At 66.8% G+C, this 18,210-nt stretch carries 16 protein-coding genes and 2 tRNA genes; 13 read left to right on the forward strand and 5 right to left on the reverse strand.

Features of this window, described 5'->3' with window-relative positions:
• Positions 1-26 precede the first annotated feature (26 nt).
• Positions 27-548 carry a phosphoribosyltransferase gene (locus U5O44_RS20220; protein WP_322590541.1) on the forward strand — a complete coding sequence of 174 codons (522 nt, stop codon included), beginning with the start codon at positions 27-29 and terminating at the stop codon, positions 546-548.
• A 101-nt stretch (positions 549-649) separates the two neighbouring features.
• On the opposite strand, the gene U5O44_RS20225 is transcribed toward U5O44_RS20220, so the two are convergent.
• Together U5O44_RS20225 and U5O44_RS20230 are read right to left on the reverse strand one after the other, a co-directional pair.
• Positions 650-734: transfer RNA gene (locus U5O44_RS20225), tRNA-Leu, on the reverse strand.
• An 81-nt stretch (positions 735-815) separates the two neighbouring features.
• A tRNA-Leu gene (locus U5O44_RS20230) sits at positions 816-900 on the reverse strand.
• An 82-nt stretch (positions 901-982) separates the two neighbouring features.
• On the opposite strand from U5O44_RS20230, the gene rnr reads away from it, so the two are divergent.
• Positions 983-3,358 (forward strand): ribonuclease R, encoded by a 2,376-nt coding sequence (gene rnr, locus U5O44_RS20235; protein WP_322590186.1) that lies wholly within the window; start codon positions 983-985, stop codon positions 3,356-3,358.
• A gap of 10 nt (positions 3,359-3,368) precedes the next feature.
• Here the strand turns inward: rnr and U5O44_RS20240 are convergent, their stop codons facing one another.
• Genes U5O44_RS20240 through U5O44_RS20250 form a run of 3 tightly spaced genes read right to left on the reverse strand, consistent with a single transcriptional unit; the run spans position 3,369 to position 6,738 of the window.
• Positions 3,369-4,967: an NAD(P)H-hydrate dehydratase gene (locus U5O44_RS20240; protein WP_322590187.1), complete on the reverse strand. Its 1,599-nt coding sequence runs from the start codon at positions 4,965-4,967 to the stop codon at positions 3,369-3,371.
• A complete protein-coding gene (locus U5O44_RS20245) occupies positions 4,964-5,407 on the reverse strand; it encodes a PIN domain-containing protein (protein WP_322590188.1) in 444 nt (147 codons plus the stop codon). The genes U5O44_RS20240 and U5O44_RS20245 overlap by 4 nt, the downstream gene beginning before the upstream one ends.
• The gene (locus tag U5O44_RS20250; protein ID WP_322590189.1) at positions 5,404-6,738 is read right to left on the reverse strand and encodes an amidase; all 1,335 of its coding nucleotides are present in this window, start codon (positions 6,736-6,738) and stop codon (positions 5,404-5,406) included. Before U5O44_RS20250 ends, U5O44_RS20245 begins: the two co-directional genes overlap by 4 nt.
• 213 nt (positions 6,739-6,951) lie before the next feature.
• Between U5O44_RS20250 and rpsB the strand changes: the two genes are divergently transcribed.
• The 11 genes from rpsB to lpxD all read left to right on the forward strand — a co-directional run bounded on the left by rpsB (position 6,952) and on the right by lpxD (position 18,181).
• The gene (gene rpsB, locus U5O44_RS20255; RefSeq protein ID WP_322590190.1) at positions 6,952-7,701 is read left to right on the forward strand and encodes a 30S ribosomal protein S2; all 750 of its coding nucleotides are present in this window, start codon (positions 6,952-6,954) and stop codon (positions 7,699-7,701) included.
• 84 nt (positions 7,702-7,785) lie between these two features.
• A complete protein-coding gene (gene tsf, locus U5O44_RS20260) occupies positions 7,786-8,682 on the forward strand; it encodes a translation elongation factor Ts (protein WP_322590191.1) in 897 nt (298 codons plus the stop codon).
• 78 nt (positions 8,683-8,760) lie between these two features.
• Positions 8,761-9,471, forward strand: a complete 711-nt coding sequence (gene pyrH, locus U5O44_RS20265; protein WP_322590192.1) for a UMP kinase — start codon at positions 8,761-8,763, stop codon at positions 9,469-9,471.
• Positions 9,472-9,501: 30 nt separating this feature from the next.
• Entirely contained in the window at positions 9,502-10,062 is a 561-nt protein-coding gene (gene frr, locus U5O44_RS20270; protein ID WP_322590193.1) for a ribosome recycling factor, read from the forward strand.
• An 11-nt stretch (positions 10,063-10,073) separates the two neighbouring features.
• Entirely contained in the window at positions 10,074-10,826 is a 753-nt protein-coding gene (gene uppS, locus U5O44_RS20275; RefSeq protein WP_322590194.1) for a polyprenyl diphosphate synthase, read from the forward strand.
• 13 nt (positions 10,827-10,839) lie between these two features.
• Entirely contained in the window at positions 10,840-11,676 is an 837-nt protein-coding gene (locus U5O44_RS20280) for a phosphatidate cytidylyltransferase (protein ID WP_322590195.1), read from the forward strand.
• Positions 11,673-12,890, forward strand: coding sequence for a 1-deoxy-D-xylulose-5-phosphate reductoisomerase (ispC, locus tag U5O44_RS20285; RefSeq protein ID WP_416222202.1), 1,218 nt, complete (start codon positions 11,673-11,675; stop codon positions 12,888-12,890). The genes U5O44_RS20280 and ispC overlap by 4 nt, the downstream gene beginning before the upstream one ends.
• Before the next feature lie 6 nt (positions 12,891-12,896).
• Entirely contained in the window at positions 12,897-14,261 is a 1,365-nt protein-coding gene (rseP, locus tag U5O44_RS20290) for an RIP metalloprotease RseP (protein ID WP_322590196.1), read from the forward strand.
• Between the two features lie 4 nt (positions 14,262-14,265).
• Complete coding sequence (gene bamA / locus U5O44_RS20295) at positions 14,266-16,569, forward strand: outer membrane protein assembly factor BamA (RefSeq protein WP_416222203.1); 2,304 nt, start codon at positions 14,266-14,268, stop codon at positions 16,567-16,569.
• 2 nt (positions 16,570-16,571) lie between these two features.
• Positions 16,572-17,126, forward strand: coding sequence for an OmpH/Skp family outer membrane protein (locus U5O44_RS20300; RefSeq protein WP_416222204.1), 555 nt, complete (start codon positions 16,572-16,574; stop codon positions 17,124-17,126).
• Positions 17,123-18,181 carry a UDP-3-O-(3-hydroxymyristoyl)glucosamine N-acyltransferase gene (gene lpxD / locus U5O44_RS20305; RefSeq protein ID WP_322590197.1) on the forward strand — a complete coding sequence of 353 codons (1,059 nt, stop codon included), beginning with the start codon at positions 17,123-17,125 and terminating at the stop codon, positions 18,179-18,181. The genes U5O44_RS20300 and lpxD overlap by 4 nt, the downstream gene beginning before the upstream one ends.
• Positions 18,182-18,210 lie beyond the last annotated feature (29 nt).

Raw genomic sequence — 18,210 nt, forward strand, 5'->3', positions numbered from 1 at the left:
CCGCTCCGATCACGCAAGGATTCAACATGCTCACCGATGACGGCAAACACCTGTATGTGTCCTGGGACGAATACCACCTGCTGACCGAAAAGCTCGCGATCAAGGTGCACCAGTCGGGCTGGGAATTCGACCAGATCCTCTGTCTGGCGCGTGGCGGACTGCGCCCGGGGGACGTGATGTCGCGGGTGTTCGACAAGCCGCTGGCGATCATGGCCACGAGTTCCTACCGGGCGGAAAGCGGCACCATCCAGGGCCGACTGGACATGGCGAAGTACATCACCATGCCGAAAGGCGAACTCGCCGGCCGTGTCTTGCTGGTGGACGACCTTGCAGATTCGGGTGTCACCTTGCAGGCGGTGGTGGACCGCCTGCGCGGCATGCCATCGATCCGCGAATTGCGCTCGGCCGTGCTCTGGGTGAAGGGTGTTTCCTGCTACACGCCTGACTACTATGTCGAGTCGCTGCCGACGAGTCCATGGATTCACCAGCCGTTCGAGGAATACGACTCGATGCGACCGGATGCCTTGTCCCGCAAGCTGTCTGTTTGAAGGGTTGTCGAAAAAACCGCTGAATGAGAATTCAGCGGTTTTTTTGATGTGTCACCTTCAAGGGAAATAAAAAAGCCAGCTCGAAAGCTGGCTTTTCATGTTGGTGCCCAGGAGAGGACTCGAACCTCCACGGAGTTACCCGCTAGTACCTGAAACTAGTGCGTCTACCAATTCCGCCACCTGGGCTTTGAAATCCTGATTACGAACACAGACATGGATTTCATGTGCCTGTGCAAGTGACTGAATTCAGGGTATGCTGAATTCTATTGGTGCCCAGAAGAGGACTCGAACCTCCACGGAGTTACCCGCTAGTACCTGAAACTAGTGCGTCTACCAATTCCGCCATCTGGGCTTTCGCGCAGTCGTGAATTTTTTTCCCAACTGCGAAGAACGCTAGTGTAGCATCAGACATAAACCGAACGCAAGGATTTTCGTTGAACAACAGTACTTTGGCGAATGAAGCCGTTGGCACGGTGCAAGGACATCGGGATGGGCACGGCTTCGTCGTGGTCGATGGAGGTGATGTCGACATCTATCTGGCGCCTCAGGAAATGCGCGCTGTCCTGCACCACGACAGGGTGCGTGTCCGGGTCGTTCGCCTAGACCGCAAAGGCCGCCCTGAAGGGCGGGTGCTGGAGATCCTGGAGCGCCGCAAGGCGCCGATCATCGGCCGGTTGCTGCTCGAGAACGGCATCTGGGTGGTTGCGCCGGAGGACAAGCGGTATGGACAGGACATCCTGATTCCCAAGAACGCGACAGCCAGCGCAGAGGCTGGGCAGGTGGTGGCGGTCGAACTGACGGAGCCACCATCGTTGCACTCCCAGCCAGTGGGCCGGATCACCGAGGTGCTCGGTGACATCGACGATCCGGGCATGGAGATCGAGATCGCCGTGCGCAAATACGAAGTGCCGCACCGCTTTTCTCCCGAAACGCTGGCGCAGACCGGCAAGCTGCCGGACAAGGTGCGCGCGGCAGACATGAAGCACCGCGTTGACCTGACCGATGTGCCGCTGGTGACCATCGACGGCGAGGATGCGCGCGATTTCGACGATGCGGTCTATTGCGAGCCTGCCAAGGTGGGCCGCAAGAAAGGCTGGCGGCTGCTGGTGGCCATCGCGGACGTCAGCCATTACGTCAAGCCTGGTGATCCGCTGGACGACGATGCCTACGAGCGAGCGACCTCGGTCTACTTTCCGCGCCGTGTCATTCCGATGCTGCCGGAGAAGCTCTCCAACGGCCTGTGTTCACTCAACCCGAACCAGAACCGGCTGTCGATGGTCTGCGACATGTTGGTGGATGCCGACGGTGAGGTCACGGCCTACCAGTTCTACCCCGCCGTGATCTGCTCGCATGCCCGGCTGACCTACACCGAAGTGGCGGCCGTGCTCTCCAACACCCGCGGCGCCGAGGCGCAGCGTCAGGTGCACCTGGTGCCCCATCTGCTCCATCTGCACGAGGTCTACCGCCTCCTGCTCAAGCAGCGGGCCAGTCGCGGTGCGATCGACTTCGAGACCACCGAGACGCAGATCGTCTGTGACGACAACGGGCGCATCGACAAGATCATTCCGCGTGTGCGCACCGAGGCACACCGCTTGATCGAAGAGGCCATGCTGGCGGCCAATGTCTGTGCCGCTGACTTCATCCACGCCGGCAAGCATCCGTCGCTCTACCGTGTCCACGAGGGGCCCACGCCCGAGAAACGTCTGGCCTTGCAGAACTACCTGCGCAGTCTGGGGCTGAACCTGACCGTCAGCGACGAGCCGACACCGGGCGAGTTGCAGGCGCTGGCCCAGCAGACCCGCGACCGGCCGGATGCCACCCAGATCCATTCGATGCTGTTGCGCTCCATGCAGCAGGCCATCTACACGCCCTTCAACAACGGCCACTTCGGGCTGTCCTACAGCGCCTACACGCACTTCACCAGCCCCATCCGGCGTTATCCGGATCTGCTGGTGCACCGCGTCATCAAGGGCTTGCTGGCCGGGCGCAAGTACGGGCTGGTCGTCAAGGCCGCCGTGCCCGGTGCCGCGCTGCCGCCCAACCGTCGCCGTACCCCTGCGAAGGCACAAGGGGCCGCGCCGCGGGTCGAGGGCATTGCCCCGCGCGATCTGGAGGTCTGGGAGACGGCTGGTGCGCACTGCAGCGCCAATGAACGCCGCGCGGATGAAGCTTCGCGCGATGTGGAGGCCTGGCTCAAGTGCAAGTTCATGCGCGACCGGCTTGGCGAGGAATATGGCGGCACGATCAGCTCGGTCACGAGCTTTGGCCTCTTCGTGCAGCTCGACGAGCTCTATGTTGAAGGCCTGGTGCACATCACTGAGCTGGGCGGAGAGTATTTCCGCTATGACGACGTGCGGCATGAATTGCGTGGCGAGCGCACAGGCGTGCGCCATGCCGTCGGTGGTCGCATCCGGGTGCAGGTCAGCCGGGTCGACCTGGACGGACGCCGCATCGATTTCCGCCTGGTGCGCGATCCGTTGTCGCCTGTCGCCGCGCCGGCCCGCCCGGCGCGCGAGCGTCCGGCCAGTGCGCAGGATGAGCTGATGGCCATCCAGGAAGCCGACCGTGCGGTGCGCCGGGCTTCCCGCAAGTCGAGCGGGCGTTCGGCGGGGCCGCGTGCTGGCAAGACTGCAGGCAAGGTGGTGGGCAAGAGTGCCCCGAAGCCAGCCGGAAAGGCGGCAGGCAAGGCGGCCGGCAAATCCTCCGGCAAGCCGGCGGCCGTGCCAGCACAGACTTTCACCGAGGCGGCGGCGGATGGCTCCAGCCCTTCGCCGGCAGTGGACGGTCGCAAGCGCCGCAACAAGCGCTGAGGCCGTTCGGTCAGCTGTCCACCGTTGACGGAACCAGTCGACTGGCCACCAGCGTGCGGCCAGTCGGGCTGTGCCGCTCTGCCCGCAGGCCATGCTGGTGCACGGCGTGGCGGCTGGCCAGCTCGGCCGCGGACCATGCGGTCGACGGACCGTGGTCGGCCGCGGCCCCGGCCAGCTCGCTCCAGAGACCACCGATCCAGCCCGCCAGCACATCGCCGCTGCCGGGTGTGGCGAGTGCGGCGTTGCCGCTGGTGTTGATCCATGGAATGCTGTCCGGGCTGGCGGTCAGGCTGCCCGATCCCTTGAGCACGACCACCGCGCCGGTGCGGTCCGCCAGTGTCCGGGCGGCACGCAGGCGGTCGGACTGGATCGCGGTCGCACTGCAGTCCAGCAGCCTCGCGGCCTCCAGCGGATGGGGAGTGAGCACGGTGGGCTGGTGCCGGTCGCGGCGATGGCGCAGGCTGTCGAGCAGGTCGGCATCGTCGGCGATGGCATTGAGTGCGTCCGCATCCAGCACCAGCCTGGCTGCGTGCTGCAGGATTTCCGGCAGCACGGCCCGGATCGCCTGCCCGCCGCCACAACCGGCGACCACGGTCGCGGCTCGCAGCTGGCTTGCCTCGGGCGTGCCGGTCAGCATCAGCTCCGGATGCACGGGGTCCAGATGTGGTGCGGCCGGGTCGAGCAGGTGTGCATGCACACGACCGGCGCCGACGCTCAAGGCGGTCCGCGCCGCCAGCAGCACGGCACCTGCCATCGACGGTGCACCGCCGACCACGCGCACATCACCGAAACTGCCTTTGTGTTGCGCATGTCGCCGGATCGGCCAGACACGGTCGATCCCGGCGGCGCAGTGCAGCCAGGCCGACGGGGAGGGCGTGCGCGTGTGCAGCAGGTCCACGCCCAGGTCGTCCCACCAGACTTCCCCCGCCTGGTCGCGGCCGTTGGCGGTGAACAGGCCGGGCGCCATCGTCAGCAGGGCCAGTGTCCAGCGCGCCTGCACGCACGGTGCGTCCACCTGCAGCGCGCCCGTATCGCCGGGCAGCCCCGAAGGCAGGTCCACCGCCAGCACCGGTGCCGCGTGTCCGCGCAGCATCCGGATGGCCTCGCCCAGCTCGCCACTGGCCGGGCGTGTCAGGCCGCGGCCGAGCAGCGCATCGATGACCAGGTCGGAGTGCGACAGCGCGACGGCGTCCAGCCCCTCGACGATGTGGACGCCGGCCAGCTGGGCCTGCCGACGCGAGGCGGCGGCATCGGGCGGCCAGGCCGTGTCGCGTCCGAATGTGTGCAGCACGACCGAGCGACCGGCGCGGTGCAGGTGCAGCGCGGCCTCGAAGCCGTCGCCGCCGTTGTTGCCATGGCCGGCCAGCACGTCGATGCGCCGCGCGTTCGGCGCCAGCGCCATCGCCAGCCGGGCCACGCTCAGGCCGGCCCGCTGCATCAAGGTGTGCGGCGGCAGTGACTCGGCGGCCAGCGTGTCGATCGTGCGGGACGCTGCGCTGTCGTGCGTGGGCCACGGGCCGGGCGCGGTGGACAGCAGCGACGACACCCGGACGGGCGCATGGGTGCCGGGCAGGTGGCGGGCGGCGAGGGTGTCGGGGAGCGTGTTCATGCGGAGGCGGAGGCCCAGGCTTCGGGGGTGAGCACGGCGACACCGAGCGGGCGGGCGCGCCGCGCCAGGCGCCGCAGTGCGTGGTCCCGCGTCACCAGCCAGGGAGTGCGCCTTGCAATGGCCAGGTCGATGAAACACTGGTCGTCCGGGTCCGTGCAGCGCAGTCGCTCGCCGTAGGGCAGCGGGCCGGGCGCGTTCACCGGTTGCGCCCACGCCTGCACCATCGCCATCGCGGGCGCGTGCCGGTCTGACCAGCGCATCAGCGTCGGCAGGTGCAGCAGCCGGCCGAGCACATCGACCAGCTCCTCCTGCATCGCCGGGCTGACGATCCAGCGCACCTCGCCTTCGGTGACGGCCCGGCCGATCGCCAGGCCGCTCGGGTGCTCGAACACCAGCCAGTCGAGGACCACGTTCGTGTCGAGGATGATGTCAGTGCTCATCGGGCGGCGACTCCACGCAGTGGCGCCAGTGCGTCCTCCATGGCGAGCGCAGCGCCGAGCAAGGCGTCATCCCGTCCCCCCGTGGTCCACGCCATCAACCCGACCGGCGCCTCGCCCATCCGGTGGCACGGCAGGCTGATCGCGCAGCCGTCGAGCAGGTTGACGACCGCCGGGTTGCGCAGCAGCAGCGCGTTGACGCGGAAGAACTCGACTTCGTCGGCGACCAGCGGGGCCAGCGGCGGCGCGATCAGCGGCACCGTCGGGCTCAGCACGAAGTCCACGTCGGCCAGTTCGGTGACCATGCGCGCGATCCAGCGGGCGCGCAGGTCGTGCAGTCGCGCCAGCGCTGCTGGCGTGATGGTGGCGCCACGGCGGATGCGGGCGGCCACGCGCGGGTCGTACTGGTCGCCGCGTTCGGCCAGCAATGTCTGGTGCCACGCCCAGCTTTCGGCCGCGGGCAGGCCGCCGTCCTGTTGCAGCGCGGGCAGGTCGCTCAGCGCGGGCAAGGTCACGCGAGTGATCCGCGCGCCGAGGCAGCTCAGGTGGGCCAGCGCACGCTCGAAGTCCCGCGCGACCACCGGGTCCATCTGGTCCAGCAGCAGCGGCTCGACCACGCCGAAATGCCAGTCGGACAGCCGTCGCCGTTCGGGCTGGCAGGGCCGCGCCGACAGCACGGCATGCACCGCCACCGCGTCCTGCACCGTGCGTGTGATCGCGCAGCTCGTGTCCAGGCTCGGCGAGAGCGGGACGCTGCCTGCGTTCGGTGTGCGCGACTGGGTATTCTTGAAGCCGACCAGGCCGTGCAGCGCGGCAGGAATGCGGATGGAGCCACCCGTGTCCGAGCCGAGCGCGGCCCACGCCGCCCCCGTGGCCACCGACACCGCGCCGCCCGACGTGGAGCCTCCTGGTGCCCGCGGCACCGGGTCGACCGCGGCCATCACGGGGTTGACGGGTGTACCGTGGTGCGGGTTGATGCCGACGCCGGAGAAGGCAAATTCGGTCATCTGCGTGCGGCCGATCAGCACCGCGCCAGCTGCACGCAAGCGCGCCACTACCGGCGCATCGGCCGCGGCGGCGGGCCGGTCGGCGAGCACGGTGGAGCCCGCCGTCGTGACCTGCCCGGCCACGTCGAACAGGTCCTTGATGCTGACGATCCGCCCGTCGAGCAGGCCGAGAGGCCGACCCTCCTGCTGTCGCTGCGCGGCCTCGTTGGCTGCAACTTGCGCCCCTGGGGCGTCGAGGTGAACGAAGGCGGCGGAGGCTGCGCCACGGGCGATGTCGAGCGCGACATCGAGATCGGCACGCGGCCGGACTGGATCGAGGTGGTTCAAGGCTGCTACAATCTCGGGGTTTTTCCGATGCCGCTTCCTCAGCGGCGAGCTGTCCGGTGCATGGTGCGCCCGACAGGCCCGGTGTACGGGACGGAAGAATCAATCCCGAATCCGACTGGCTGAAGGTGTTGCGCCGAGTGCGGTGTTGACTGCGCACTGCGTGCAATTCGAGTCGGATTCTAGATCCAACCTTTGGAAATTCTGGAGTTAGTCATGTCCTTCACGATGCGTGAAATGCTGGAAGCCGGCGTCCACTTCGGTCACCAGACCCGTTTCTGGAACCCCAAGATGGCCCCGTACATCTTCGGCCACCGCAACAAGATCCACATCATCAACCTGGAAAAGACGGTTCCGCTGTTCCAGGAAGCCACCAAGTTCGCCCGTTCGCTGGCCGCCAAGCGTGGCACCGTGCTGTTCGTCGGCACCAAGCGCCAGGCCCGTGACATCGTCGCCGAAGAAGCGCAGCGCGCCGGCATGCCCTACGTCGACCAGCGCTGGCTCGGTGGCATGCTGACCAACTTCAAGACGGTCAAGGGTTCGCTGAAGAAGCTCAAGGACATGCAGGCCCAGGTCGAAGCCGGCCTGGAGTCGATGAGCAAGAAGGAAGGTCTGCTGTTTCAGCGCGAGCTGGCCAAGCTGGAAAAGGACATCGGCGGCATCCAGGACATGGCTGCGCTGCCTGACGCCATGTTCGTCATCGACGTCGGCTTCCACAAGATCGCCATCGCCGAAGCCAAGAAGCTGGGCATCCCGGTCATCGGCGTCGTGGACACCAACCACAACCCGGTCGGCATCGACTACGTCATCCCCGGCAACGACGACTCGGCCAAGGCGGTCGCGCTGTACGCCCGCGTGATGGCCGACGCCGTCCTCGAAGGCAAGGCCCAGTCGCTGAACGAAGTCGTCCAGGCTGTCGCGACCCCCAGCGCCGACGAATTCGTCGAAGTGAACGACGCCGCCTGAGCCCCTTCGGTTCGATGCGCAAGGGGCTGAGTTCAGCCCCTTTTTTTCAAGATTTGATGATCAGATTGATCTGAGGACACTGCAATGGCTGCAATTACCGCCAAGATGGTCGGCGACCTGCGTGCGAAGACCGACGCTCCGATGATGGAGTGCAAGAAGGCCCTGACCGAAGCCGAGGGCGACATGGTGCGCGCGGAAGAGATCCTGCGCGTCAAGCTGGGCAGCAAGGCCGGCAAGGCCGCCTCCCGCGTGACCGCCGAGGGCGTGGTCGCGGCTTCCGTGTCGGGCTCGACCGGCGCGCTGGTCGAAGTCAACTGCGAGACCGACTTCGTCTCGAAGAACGACATCTTCCTGTCCTTCGTGCAATCGTGCGCCGACCTGATCGTCGCGCACAACCCGGCCGACGTGGCCGCGCTGTCGGCCCTGCCGCTGGCGATGGAAGACTTCGGCCCGACGGTCGAGGACGTGCGCAAGGGCCTGATCGGCAAGATCGGCGAGAACATGTCGATCCGCCGCTTCAAGCGCTATGCGGACGGCGGTCAGCTGGCCCATTACCTGCACGGCGTGCGCATCGGCGTGATGGTCGAGTACACCGGTGATGCGGTCGCCGCCAAGGACGCCGCGATGCACATCGCCGCCATGAAGCCGGTGGCGCTGTCGTCGGCCGATGTGCCGGCAGCGCTGATCGAGACCGAGCGCCGTGTCGCCGCCGAAAAGGCTGCGGAATCGGGCAAGCCGGCCGACATCGTCGCCAAGATGGTCGAGGGTTCGGTGCAGAAGTACCTCAAGGAGGTCTCGCTGCTCGACCAGGCCTTCGTCAAGGCCGCCGACGGCAAGCAGACCGTGGGTGCCTATCTGAAGAGCACCGGCACCACCGCCGCAGGCTTCACGATGTTCATCGTCGGCGAAGGCATCGAGAAGAAGCAGGACGACTTCGCTGCCGAAGTGGCCGCACAGGTCGCTGCTGCCAAGGGCCAGTGATCGGCCGGCCGGTGTCGCCCTGCGGGGCGCGCTGGCCTACACTGGCGATCGTCCAAATTTCCGTTTCAAGGTCACCGCATGCCCGCTTACAAACGCATCCTTCTGAAGTTGTCTGGTGAAGCCCTGATGGGCGACGATGCCTACGGCATCAACCGCGCCACCATCGTGCGCATGGTGCGCGAGGTGCAGGAAGTCACCCAGCTCGGATGCGAAGTGGCGGTGGTGATCGGCGGCGGAAACATCTTTCGCGGGGTGGCGGGCGGTGCGGTCGGCATGGACCGTGCCACCGCCGACTACATGGGCATGCTGGCGACCGTGATGAACGCGCTGGCCCTGTCCGACACGATGCGCCAGGAAGGCATGACCGCGCGGGTCATGTCCGCCCTGAGCATCGACCAGGTCGTCGAGCCCTACGTGCGTCCGAAGGCACTCCAGTACCTCGAAGAAGGCAAGGTCGTCATCTTCGCGGGCGGTACGGGCAATCCCTTCTTCACCACCGACACGGCAGCTGCGCTGCGCGGCGCCGAGATCGGTGCCCAGATCGTGCTGAAGGCGACCAAGGTGGACGGCGTCTACACGGCCGACCCCAAGAAGGATCCGACGGCCACCCGCTACACGACCCTGACCTTCGACGAGGCCATTGGCCGCAACCTGGCGGTGCTGGATGCGACGGCGTTTGCGCTGTGCCGTGACCAGAACCTGCCGATCAAGGTATTCTCGATCTTCAAGCCGGGCGCCCTCAAGCGCGTCGTCCTGGGTGAAGACGAAGGAACGCTGGTCCACGTCTGACGGCGTCCGGGATCCAGCAGGAGCACCACGATGAGCATTGCCGACATCAAGAAGAACGCCGAAGCCAAGATGGCCAAGTCCATCGAGTCCTTCAAGAACGAACTGCAGAAGATCCGCACTGGCCGTGCCCACCCGGGCATCCTGGACCAGGTGCAGGTCGAGTACTACGGCTCGATGCTGCCGATCAGCCAGGTGGCCAACGTGTCGCTGATCGACGCGCGCACCATCAGCGTGCAGCCGTGGGAAAAGAGCATGGCCAAGCCGATCGAGAAGGCCATCCGCGAGTCGGACCTGGGCCTGAACCCGTCGTCGCTGGGCGAACTGATCCGCGTGCCGATGCCCGCACTCACCGAAGAGCGCCGCCGCGACCTGACCAAGGTCGTGCGCAATGCGGGCGAGGACGCGCGCATTGCTGTGCGCAACCTGCGCCGCGACGCCAACGACCAGGCCAAGCGCCTGCTCAAGGACAAGCTGATTTCCGAGGACGAGGAACGCCGCTCGATCGACGACGTGCAGAAGCTCACCGACCGGGTGATCTCCGAGATCGACCGTCTGGTGTCGGCCAAGGAAGCCGAAGTTCTGGCTGTCTGAGGCAGACTGCCGTGGCTGACAACGCGAAACGCATTCCCCGCCATGTGGCCGTCGTGATGGATGGCAATGGGCGCTGGGCCAACAAGCGTCTGATGCCACGCATCGTCGGTCACAAGTACGGTGTGGATGCGCTGATCGGCTGCATCAACACCTGTGCCGACCGCGGCATCGAGTTCCTGACGGTCTTCGCCTTCTCGTCCGAGAACTGGAAGCGGCCCGAGGACGAGGTGTCCGGACTGATGAATCTGGTGATGACGGCCGTGGCCAAGTACCTGGCGCGGCTGTCGGACATCGGTGTGCGCATCCAGATCATCGGTGACCGCGCCGCGGTGTCGGAGAAGGTCCGTGGCGCCTGGGAACACGCCGAACGGGTGACGGCGGGCAACACCCGCATCACGCTGACGGTGGCGTTCAACTACGGTGGCCGCTGGGACATCGTGCAAGCCTGTCAGCGTGCGGTGGCGGATGGTGCGCGGCCGGAGCAGATCGACGAGGCATTGCTGTCCAACTACATGGCCATGTCCTACGCGCCCGATCCGGACCTGTTCATCCGCACGGGCGGCGAGGTCCGCATCTCCAACTTCCTGCTCTGGCAGGTGGCGTATTCCGAACTGTATTTCACCGATTGTCTGTGGCCGGATTTCGACGCCGCGGAGATCGACAAGGCCCTGGCCGACTACGCTGCCCGTGACCGCCGCTACGGCGGCGTGAAGACCGACGTCTCGTCCAGCGGACAGCGCATCACGCTGGCGCCAGACGCCTGAACCTCCTGTCGCCATGCTCAAACAGCGCATCATCACCGCAGTGCTCTTGCTGCTGGTGCTTCTTCCGGCGCTGTTCGCGCAGGCCATCTGGCCCTTCGCGCTGCTCACGCTGGTGATGGTCGCCGCGGCGGGCTGGGAATGGGCGCGGCTGAATGCCTATCCCGGTACCCCCGCACTGCTGACCGGATCGGTGGTGGCCGCCGGTGCCGCGCTCCTGTGGCAAGCCGGCTGGATCGGGCATACGCCTGGCGTCCTGTGGGCGCTGGCGATGCTGGTCTGGGTGCTGGGTGGCGCACTGGTGCTGCACCGTGGTGTCGCCGCCTGGCCGCAGACGCCCGCCTGGTTGCGGCTGGTCGGGGGCGTGCTGCTGCTCTGGCTGGCATGGCTGGCCATCGCCGAAGGCAAGGCGCGCGGCCTCAATTTCCTGCTGTCGGTGTTCTGTCTGGTCTGGATGGCGGACATCGCGGCCTATTTCAGTGGCCGTGCGTTCGGCCGGCGCAAGCTCGCTCCCGCCATCAGCCCCGGCAAGAGCTGGGAAGGTGTCTTCGGCGGGATGGTCGGCGTGTTGCTGCTGGCCCTGGTCTGGATCGCCGTCGACCAGCGCGCGGCCGTCGACAGCCCGAGCCTCTACACCGCATTGCTGCAGCGCTGGGGCTGGCCGGGTCTGCTGTTGTCCTGTCTCTTCCTGTCGAGTCTGAGCGTCGTGGGGGATCTGTTCGAATCGCTGGTCAAGCGCAGCGCCGGAGCCAAGGACAGCAGTGCGCTGCTGCCCGGCCACGGCGGCGTGCTGGACCGCATCGACGCGCTCCTGCCCGTGTGTCCGCTGGCCCTTGCCTTGGTACTTGCATGACCGAACCTGTTTCCGCTGACTCCGGCGCACTGCGCCAGCGCGTGACCGTGCTGGGCTCGACCGGCTCCATCGGCACCAGCACGCTCGACGTGCTGTCGCGCCACCCGGACCGCTACGAGGTGTTTGCCCTCAGCGCGCACAGCCGGGTCGAGGAACTGGCTGAACAGTGCCGCGTCTGGCGCCCGCGGTTCGCGGTGATGCCGACGGCGGAGCTGGGCCATGCGCTGGTCGATCGCCTGCGCACGCTCGGTGTGCCGACCGAGGTGCTGGTCGGTCCGGCCGCGCTGGAAGAGGTGGCGGCCCATCCGGAGGTCGACAGCGTGATGGCCGCCATTGTCGGCGCTGCAGGGCTGCCGCCGTGCCTGGCTGCGGCCCGCGCCGGCAAGCGCCTGCTGCTGGCGAACAAGGAGGCGCTGGTGGTCGGCGGCGAGCTGTTCATGCGCGCCGTGGCAGAGGGCGGGGCGCAACTGCTGCCCATCGACAGCGAGCATTCCGCCATCTTCCAGTGCCTGCCTGAAGACCGATCGACCTGGGCCCAGCGCATCGACCACATCGTGCTGACGGCGTCCGGTGGCCCGTTCCGCGACCGCGACCCGAAGACACTGCGTGACGTGACACCGGACCAGGCCTGCGCCCATCCGAACTGGGTCATGGGCCGCAAGATCTCGGTCGATTCGGCCACGATGATGAACAAGGCGCTCGAAGTCATCGAGGCCCGCTGGCTGTTCGACCTGACACCGCGGCAGGTCAAGGTGGTGATTCACCCGCAGAGCATCATCCATTCGATGGTGGTCTGCCGCGACGCCTCGGTGCTGGCGCAGCTCGGCACGCCCGACATGCGCGTGCCGATTGCCTATGGCCTGTCGTGGCCTGCGCGCATCGAGTCGGGGGCCTCGCAGCTGGACTTCCTGTCGCTCAAGCCGCTGACCTTCGAGCCGGCGGACGCCGGGCGTTTCCCCGGTCTGCAGCTGGCTTGGGCGGCGCTGGAGGGCGCGCCGGGGAGCACTGCGGTGCTGAACGCCGCCAACGAGATCGCCGTCGAGGCCTTTCTGGCGCGGCGCCTGCGTTTCGACCAGATCCATGCCATCAACGCCGAGACGCTGGCGCGCATCGTGGTTCCGGCGAATGCGACGGCGTCGGTGGCGGGCTTGCTCGACCTGGACCAGTCGGCCCGCCGTCTGGCCGCTGAACTTGTCGGGCACCTCGGCGTCTGACCCGGCATGACCACGCTCCTCGCTTTCCTTGTCACCCTCGGGATCCTGATCGTCGTGCATGAGTGGGGCCACTACCGGGTGGCCCGTGCCTGCGGCGTCAAGGTGCTGAAGTTCTCCATCGGCTTTGGCCCGACGCTCTGGAAGCGGCAGGTCGGTGAAACCGAATGGGCCCTCAGTGCGCTCCCGCTCGGTGGTTTTGTGCGCATGCTGGACGAGCGGGAAGGGCCGGTGGCGCCGGACGAGGTGCACCGGGCCTTCAACCGCAAGTCGCTGCGGCAGCGCTCCGCGGTGGTGGCGGCCGGGCCTGCAGCGAACCTGGTGCTGGCGGTGTTGTTGTATGCCGCCTCGTCCTGGATCGGCACGCAGGAGCCGCGGGCGGTGATCGGCTCGCCGGTGGCCGACAGCCTGGCGCAGCGCGCCGGTCTGCAGGCGGGGGAGTGGGTGCGTCGCTGGAGCCCCGCGGAATCGGAGTCCTGGCAGGATGTGGCCTCGCTGACCGATCTGCGCTGGCAGCTCACGCGGGCGGCGCTGGACGGTCGGGATCTGAGGCTGGATGTCATGGGCAGCAGCGGCAGCGGCCACCGGGAGGTGGTGCTGGCGCTGTCGGGCCTGCAGGCTGGCGATGCGGACGCCGAACTGGTGCGGCGCATCGGGCTGGTGTCGCCGTATTCGGAGCCGGTGATCGGTGACGTCAAGCCAGGGGGGGCGGCGTCGCGCGCCGGCTTGCAGGCGGGTGACCGCGTGCTGCGGGTCGATGGCCGTCTGGTGGCCGATGCAAGCAGTTTGCGCGCCTTGATCCGGGTGTCGGGCGAGCAGGCCGATCCGCTGCCGCAGTCCTGGCAGATCGAGCGTGGCGGCCAGACCCTGTCGCTGGTGGTCACGCCGATGCGTGTCGAGGACGGTGCGCAGCGCCTGGGGCGCATCGAAGCGGTTGTCGGCAGCCGGCCACAGATGGATCTGGTCAGCTTGGGCTGGGCTGAAGGCCTGCTGCAGGGCGTGGAGCGCACCTGGGACATGGCCGTGCTGTCGCTGCGCATGTTCGGCCGGATGCTGATCGGCGAGGCGTCCATCAAGAATCTCAGCGGCCCCCTGACCATCGCCGACTACGCCGGACAGTCGGCTGAACTGGGTCTGGCCTACTACCTGGGGTTTCTGGCGGTGGTGAGCGTCAGCCTGGGGGTGCTGAACCTGCTGCCGCTGCCGATGCTCGACGGGGGACACCTCCTGTATTATCTGATCGAGGGTGTCACCGGACGGCCGATTTCCGACCTCTGGACCGCCAGACTGCAACGTGGTGGTTTCATGGTGATCCTGCTCATGATGTCGCTCGCCCTCTACAACGACGTGGCCCGTTACCTGGGCCTGCACTGACCGCATGCGCGTACCCGCCTACCCCTTTGCCTTCTCCCCCCGTGCCTGTGCCATTGCGGTGCTGGCGGTGTCCGCGGCCATGCCCGCGCTGGCGGTCCAGCCCTTCGTGGTCAAGGACATCCGTGTCGAAGGTCTGCAACGGGCGGAAGCGGGCACCGTATTCGCCGCCTTGCCCTTCCGGGTCGGTGACACCTACAGCGACGAGAAGGGCGCTGCTGCCCTGCGCGCCCTGTTCGCCACCGGCCTGTTCAAGGACGTGCGCATCGAAGTGGAGGGGCAAGTGGCGGTGGTGGTGGTCGAGGAGCGTTCGGTCATCGCCAACGTCGACTTCACCGGCACCAAGGAATTTGACCGCGAGACGCTGATCAAGGCGCTCAAGGACATCGGCGTCGGCGAAGGCCAACCCTTCGACAAGGCGCTGGCCGACCGCGCCGAGCAGGAACTCAAGCGCCAGTACCTGACCCGCAGCCTGTACGGTGCCGAAGTGGTCACCACCATCACGCCGGTCGACCGCAACCGGGTCAATGTGACCTTTGCCGTGACCGAAGGCGGCGTGGCACGCATCCGGGACATCCGCATCACCGGCAACGAGGCCTTCTCCGAAGGCACGCTGCTCGGTCAGCTCGACCTGACCACCGGCGGCATGATGACCTGGTACACCAAGAGCGACCGCTATGCGCGGACCAAGCTCAACGCTGACCAGGAAACCCTGCGGGCCTGGTACCTGAACCGTGGCTACCTCGAATTCAACGTCGAGTCCACGCAGGTGGCGATCTCGCCCGACAAGCAGGACATCTCGATCACCATCAACATCAAGGAAGGCCAGCGCTACACCGTCACCGGCGTCAAGCTGAGCGGTGACTTCCTGGGCAAGGAAGAGGAGTTCAAGGCGCTGGTCAAGATCCGCCCCGGCGAGCCCTACCGTGCCGAAGACGTCGCCACCACCCAGAAGGCCTTCACCGACCGCTTCGGCCTGTTCGGCTACGCCTTCGCGAAGGTGGACCTGGTGCCCCAGATCGACCGCAACACTGGCCGTGTACAGATCGTGCTGAACGCCGAGCCGGGTCGCCGGGTGTATGTGCGCCGCATCAATGTGTCGGGCAATACCCGCACACGCGACGAAGTCATCCGCCGCGAGCTGCGCCAGTTCGAGTCGGCCTGGTACGACGGCCAGCGCATCAAGCTCTCGCGCGACCGCGTCGATCGCCTGGGCTATTTCAGCGAGGTCGATGTCGACACCAACGAGGTTCCCGGCACCTTCGACCAGGTCGACCTGACGGTCAACGTCAAGGAAAAGCCCACGGGCAGTCTGCTGCTCGGTGCGAACTTCTCCAGCGCCGACAAGTTCTCCTTCACCGGCTCGATCAAGCAGGACAACGTCTTCGGTTCAGGCAACTACCTGGGCATCGAACTCAACACCAGCAAGTCCGCGCGCACCCTGGTGCTGTCGAGCGTCGATCCCTATTTCACCCGTGACGGCATTTCGCGTTCGCTCGACGTCTACTACCGCACCAACAAGCCGCTGAACAGCCAGGGCGAAGCCTACGAGCTGGTCACGCCGGGCGCCGCGGTCCGCTTCGGCGTGCCATTCTCCGACTACGACACGGTCTTCTTCGGCATCGGCGCCGAGCGCACCACCATCCGCTCGGCCACCGCGCTGCCGGAGAATTTCTACCGCTACCGTGCTGCCTACGGCCAGTCGAGCACCTCGATTCCGCTCACGCTCGGCTGGCAGCGCGACGGTCGTGACAGCGCGCTGGTCCCCACTGACGGGCGTTACCAGCGCATCAACCTGGAGTGGGGCGCCTTCGGCGACACCCGCTACCTGCGCAGCAACTACCAGCTCCAGCAGTATTTCCCGCTCAGCAAGAAGCTCACCCTCGGCCTGAATGCCGAGATCGGCCACGGCGTCGGACTGGGTGGTCGGCCATTCCCGATCTTCAAGAATTTCTATGGCGGTGGTCTTGGTACCGTGCGCGCCTTCGACCAGAACTCGATGGGGCCTGTCGACGTGACGGGCGCCTACCTGGGCGGAACCAAGCGCATCAACCTGAACAGCGAGCTGTATTTCCCCTTCCCGGGCACTGGCAACGACCGCACGCTGCGCTTCTTCGGTTACGCCGATGCCGGCAACGTCTGGGGCGACAACGAGACGCCGACGTTGGCCTCGTTCCGCACCTCGGTCGGTCTGGGCCTGTCCTGGATCTCGCCGGTCGGCCCCCTCAAGCTCAGCTGGGGGCAACCCATCCGCAAGTTTGCTCAGGATAGAATCCAGCGCTTCCAGTTCCAGATCGGTACCGCATTCTGATGATGACTTCCTTCCTACGTTCGCTGACCGCCAAGGCCCTGTTCGCCCTCTCCACCAGCGTGGTTGCCACGGCGACGCTTCTGGCGTCTCCGGCGGCGATGGCGCAGGAATTCAAGATTGGCTATGTCAACAGCGACCGCATGCTGCGTGACGCGGCACCCGCCAAGGCCGCACAGGCCAAGCTGGAAGTCGAGTTCGGCAAGCGTGAGAAAGACCTCAACGACGCTGCGGCACGCCTGAAGACGGCCGCCGACAAGTTCGAGAAGGACCAGGTCACCCTGGCCGAATCCGAGCGCAGCCGCCGGCAACGTGATCTCGTCGAGCAGGAGCGTGACCTGCAGCGCAAGCGCCGCGAGTTCCAGGAAGACCTGAACCAGCGCAAGAATGAAGAACTGTCGGCTGTGGTCGAGCGCGCCAACCGCGTCATCAAGCAGATCTTCGACTCGGAAAAGTACGACCTGATCCTGCAGGATCCGGTGGTGTTCGCAGGCCCCCGCGTGGACATCACCGACAAGGTGATCAAGGCGCTCAACGCCTCGCCTGCGCCGGCCAAGTGAGCCCCGTCTTCTCCGTGCGTCTGCACGAGGTGCAGGCGGCCCTCGGGGGAGATCTGGTCTCGAACGACGGTGCCGCATCACCCGGTGACCGGCTGGTCCACCGCATCGGACCGCTTGACAGCGCCGATGCCACGACGATCGCCTTCCTGTCGAATCCTCGCTACCGTGCGCAGCTGCAGGAGACGGGCGCCGGCTGTGTCATCGTGGCGCCTGCGGTGCAGGACGGCGTGCGTGCCGGCTGTGTGGCGCTGGTCACCCCGGATCCCTATCTCTACTTTGCCCGCCTGACCCAATGGTGGGCTGCTCGTACGCGTGCGGCAGCGCCGGTCGGTGTGCATTCCAGCGCCGTGGTGGCGCCGGATGCCGTCCTGGGGCAGGGCGTTTCCATCGGACCGCTGGCGGTGGTGGAGTCCGGTGCGGTGATCGGCCACCACGCCGTGGTCGGCGCCCATGCCTTTGTGGGTGCTGGCGTCGAGATCGGTGAAGCCAGCCGGCTGGCGCCCCGCGTGACGCTGATGCCGGGCACCCGCCTCGGTGCGCGCTGTCTGCTGCACAGCGGTGTCGTCATCGGCGCCGACGGCTTCGGCTTCGCGCCCACCCAGGGCCGCTGGGAAAAGATCGAACAGCTCGGCGGCGTGCGCATCGGCGACGACGTCGAGATCGGTGCTAACACCTGCATCGACCGCGGTGCCTTGGACGACACCGTGATCGGCGCAGGTGTCAAGCTCGACAACCTGATCCAGATCGGCCACAACGTGCAGATCGGCGACCACAGCGCGATGGCCGGCTGCGTCGGCATCGCTGGCAGCGCGCGCATCGGCAGCGGCTGCACGGTGGGCGGAGGCGCGATCGTGCTGGGCCATCTGGCTCTGGCGGACGGCGTGCACATCTCCGCCGCCAGCGTCGTGATGCGCTCGATTGCCAAGCCGGGGCAGTACAGCGGGGTCTTCCCGCTCGACGACAACGCCTCGTGGGAGAAGAATGCCGCCACGCTGCGGCAACTGCACACCTTGCGCGACCGCCTGCGCGCCCTCGAAAAGAAGATGACACCATGACCACGACGCCGATCCTGCCCGCCGACACG

Source organism: Sphaerotilus sp. (genome assembly GCF_034519685.1).
Taxonomy (GTDB): Bacteria; Pseudomonadota; Gammaproteobacteria; order Burkholderiales; family Burkholderiaceae_C; genus Sphaerotilus.

Bases quoted from the DNA above. Each gene is read 5' to 3' on its own strand.
- tsf (WP_322590191.1), top strand. From the start codon at position 7,786: ATGGCTGCAATTACCGCCAAGATGGTCGGCGACCTGCGTGCGAAGACC.
- U5O44_RS20245 (WP_322590188.1), bottom strand. From the start codon at position 5,407: ATGAGCACTGACATCATCCTCGACACGAACGTGGTCCTCGACTGGCTG.
- ispC (WP_416222202.1), top strand. From the start codon at position 11,673: ATGACCGAACCTGTTTCCGCTGACTCCGGCGCACTGCGCCAGCGCGTG.
- frr (WP_322590193.1), top strand. From the start codon at position 9,502: ATGAGCATTGCCGACATCAAGAAGAACGCCGAAGCCAAGATGGCCAAG.
- bamA (WP_416222203.1), top strand. From the start codon at position 14,266: ATGCGCGTACCCGCCTACCCCTTTGCCTTCTCCCCCCGTGCCTGTGCC.
- rseP (WP_322590196.1), top strand. From the start codon at position 12,897: ATGACCACGCTCCTCGCTTTCCTTGTCACCCTCGGGATCCTGATCGTC.
- U5O44_RS20240 (WP_322590187.1), bottom strand. From the start codon at position 4,967: ATGAACACGCTCCCCGACACCCTCGCCGCCCGCCACCTGCCCGGCACC.
- U5O44_RS20280 (WP_322590195.1), top strand. From the start codon at position 10,840: ATGCTCAAACAGCGCATCATCACCGCAGTGCTCTTGCTGCTGGTGCTT.
- U5O44_RS20220 (WP_322590541.1), top strand. From the start codon at position 27: ATGCTCACCGATGACGGCAAACACCTGTATGTGTCCTGGGACGAATAC.
- U5O44_RS20300 (WP_416222204.1), top strand. From the start codon at position 16,572: ATGACTTCCTTCCTACGTTCGCTGACCGCCAAGGCCCTGTTCGCCCTC.
- pyrH (WP_322590192.1), top strand. From the start codon at position 8,761: ATGCCCGCTTACAAACGCATCCTTCTGAAGTTGTCTGGTGAAGCCCTG.
- rpsB (WP_322590190.1), top strand. From the start codon at position 6,952: ATGTCCTTCACGATGCGTGAAATGCTGGAAGCCGGCGTCCACTTCGGT.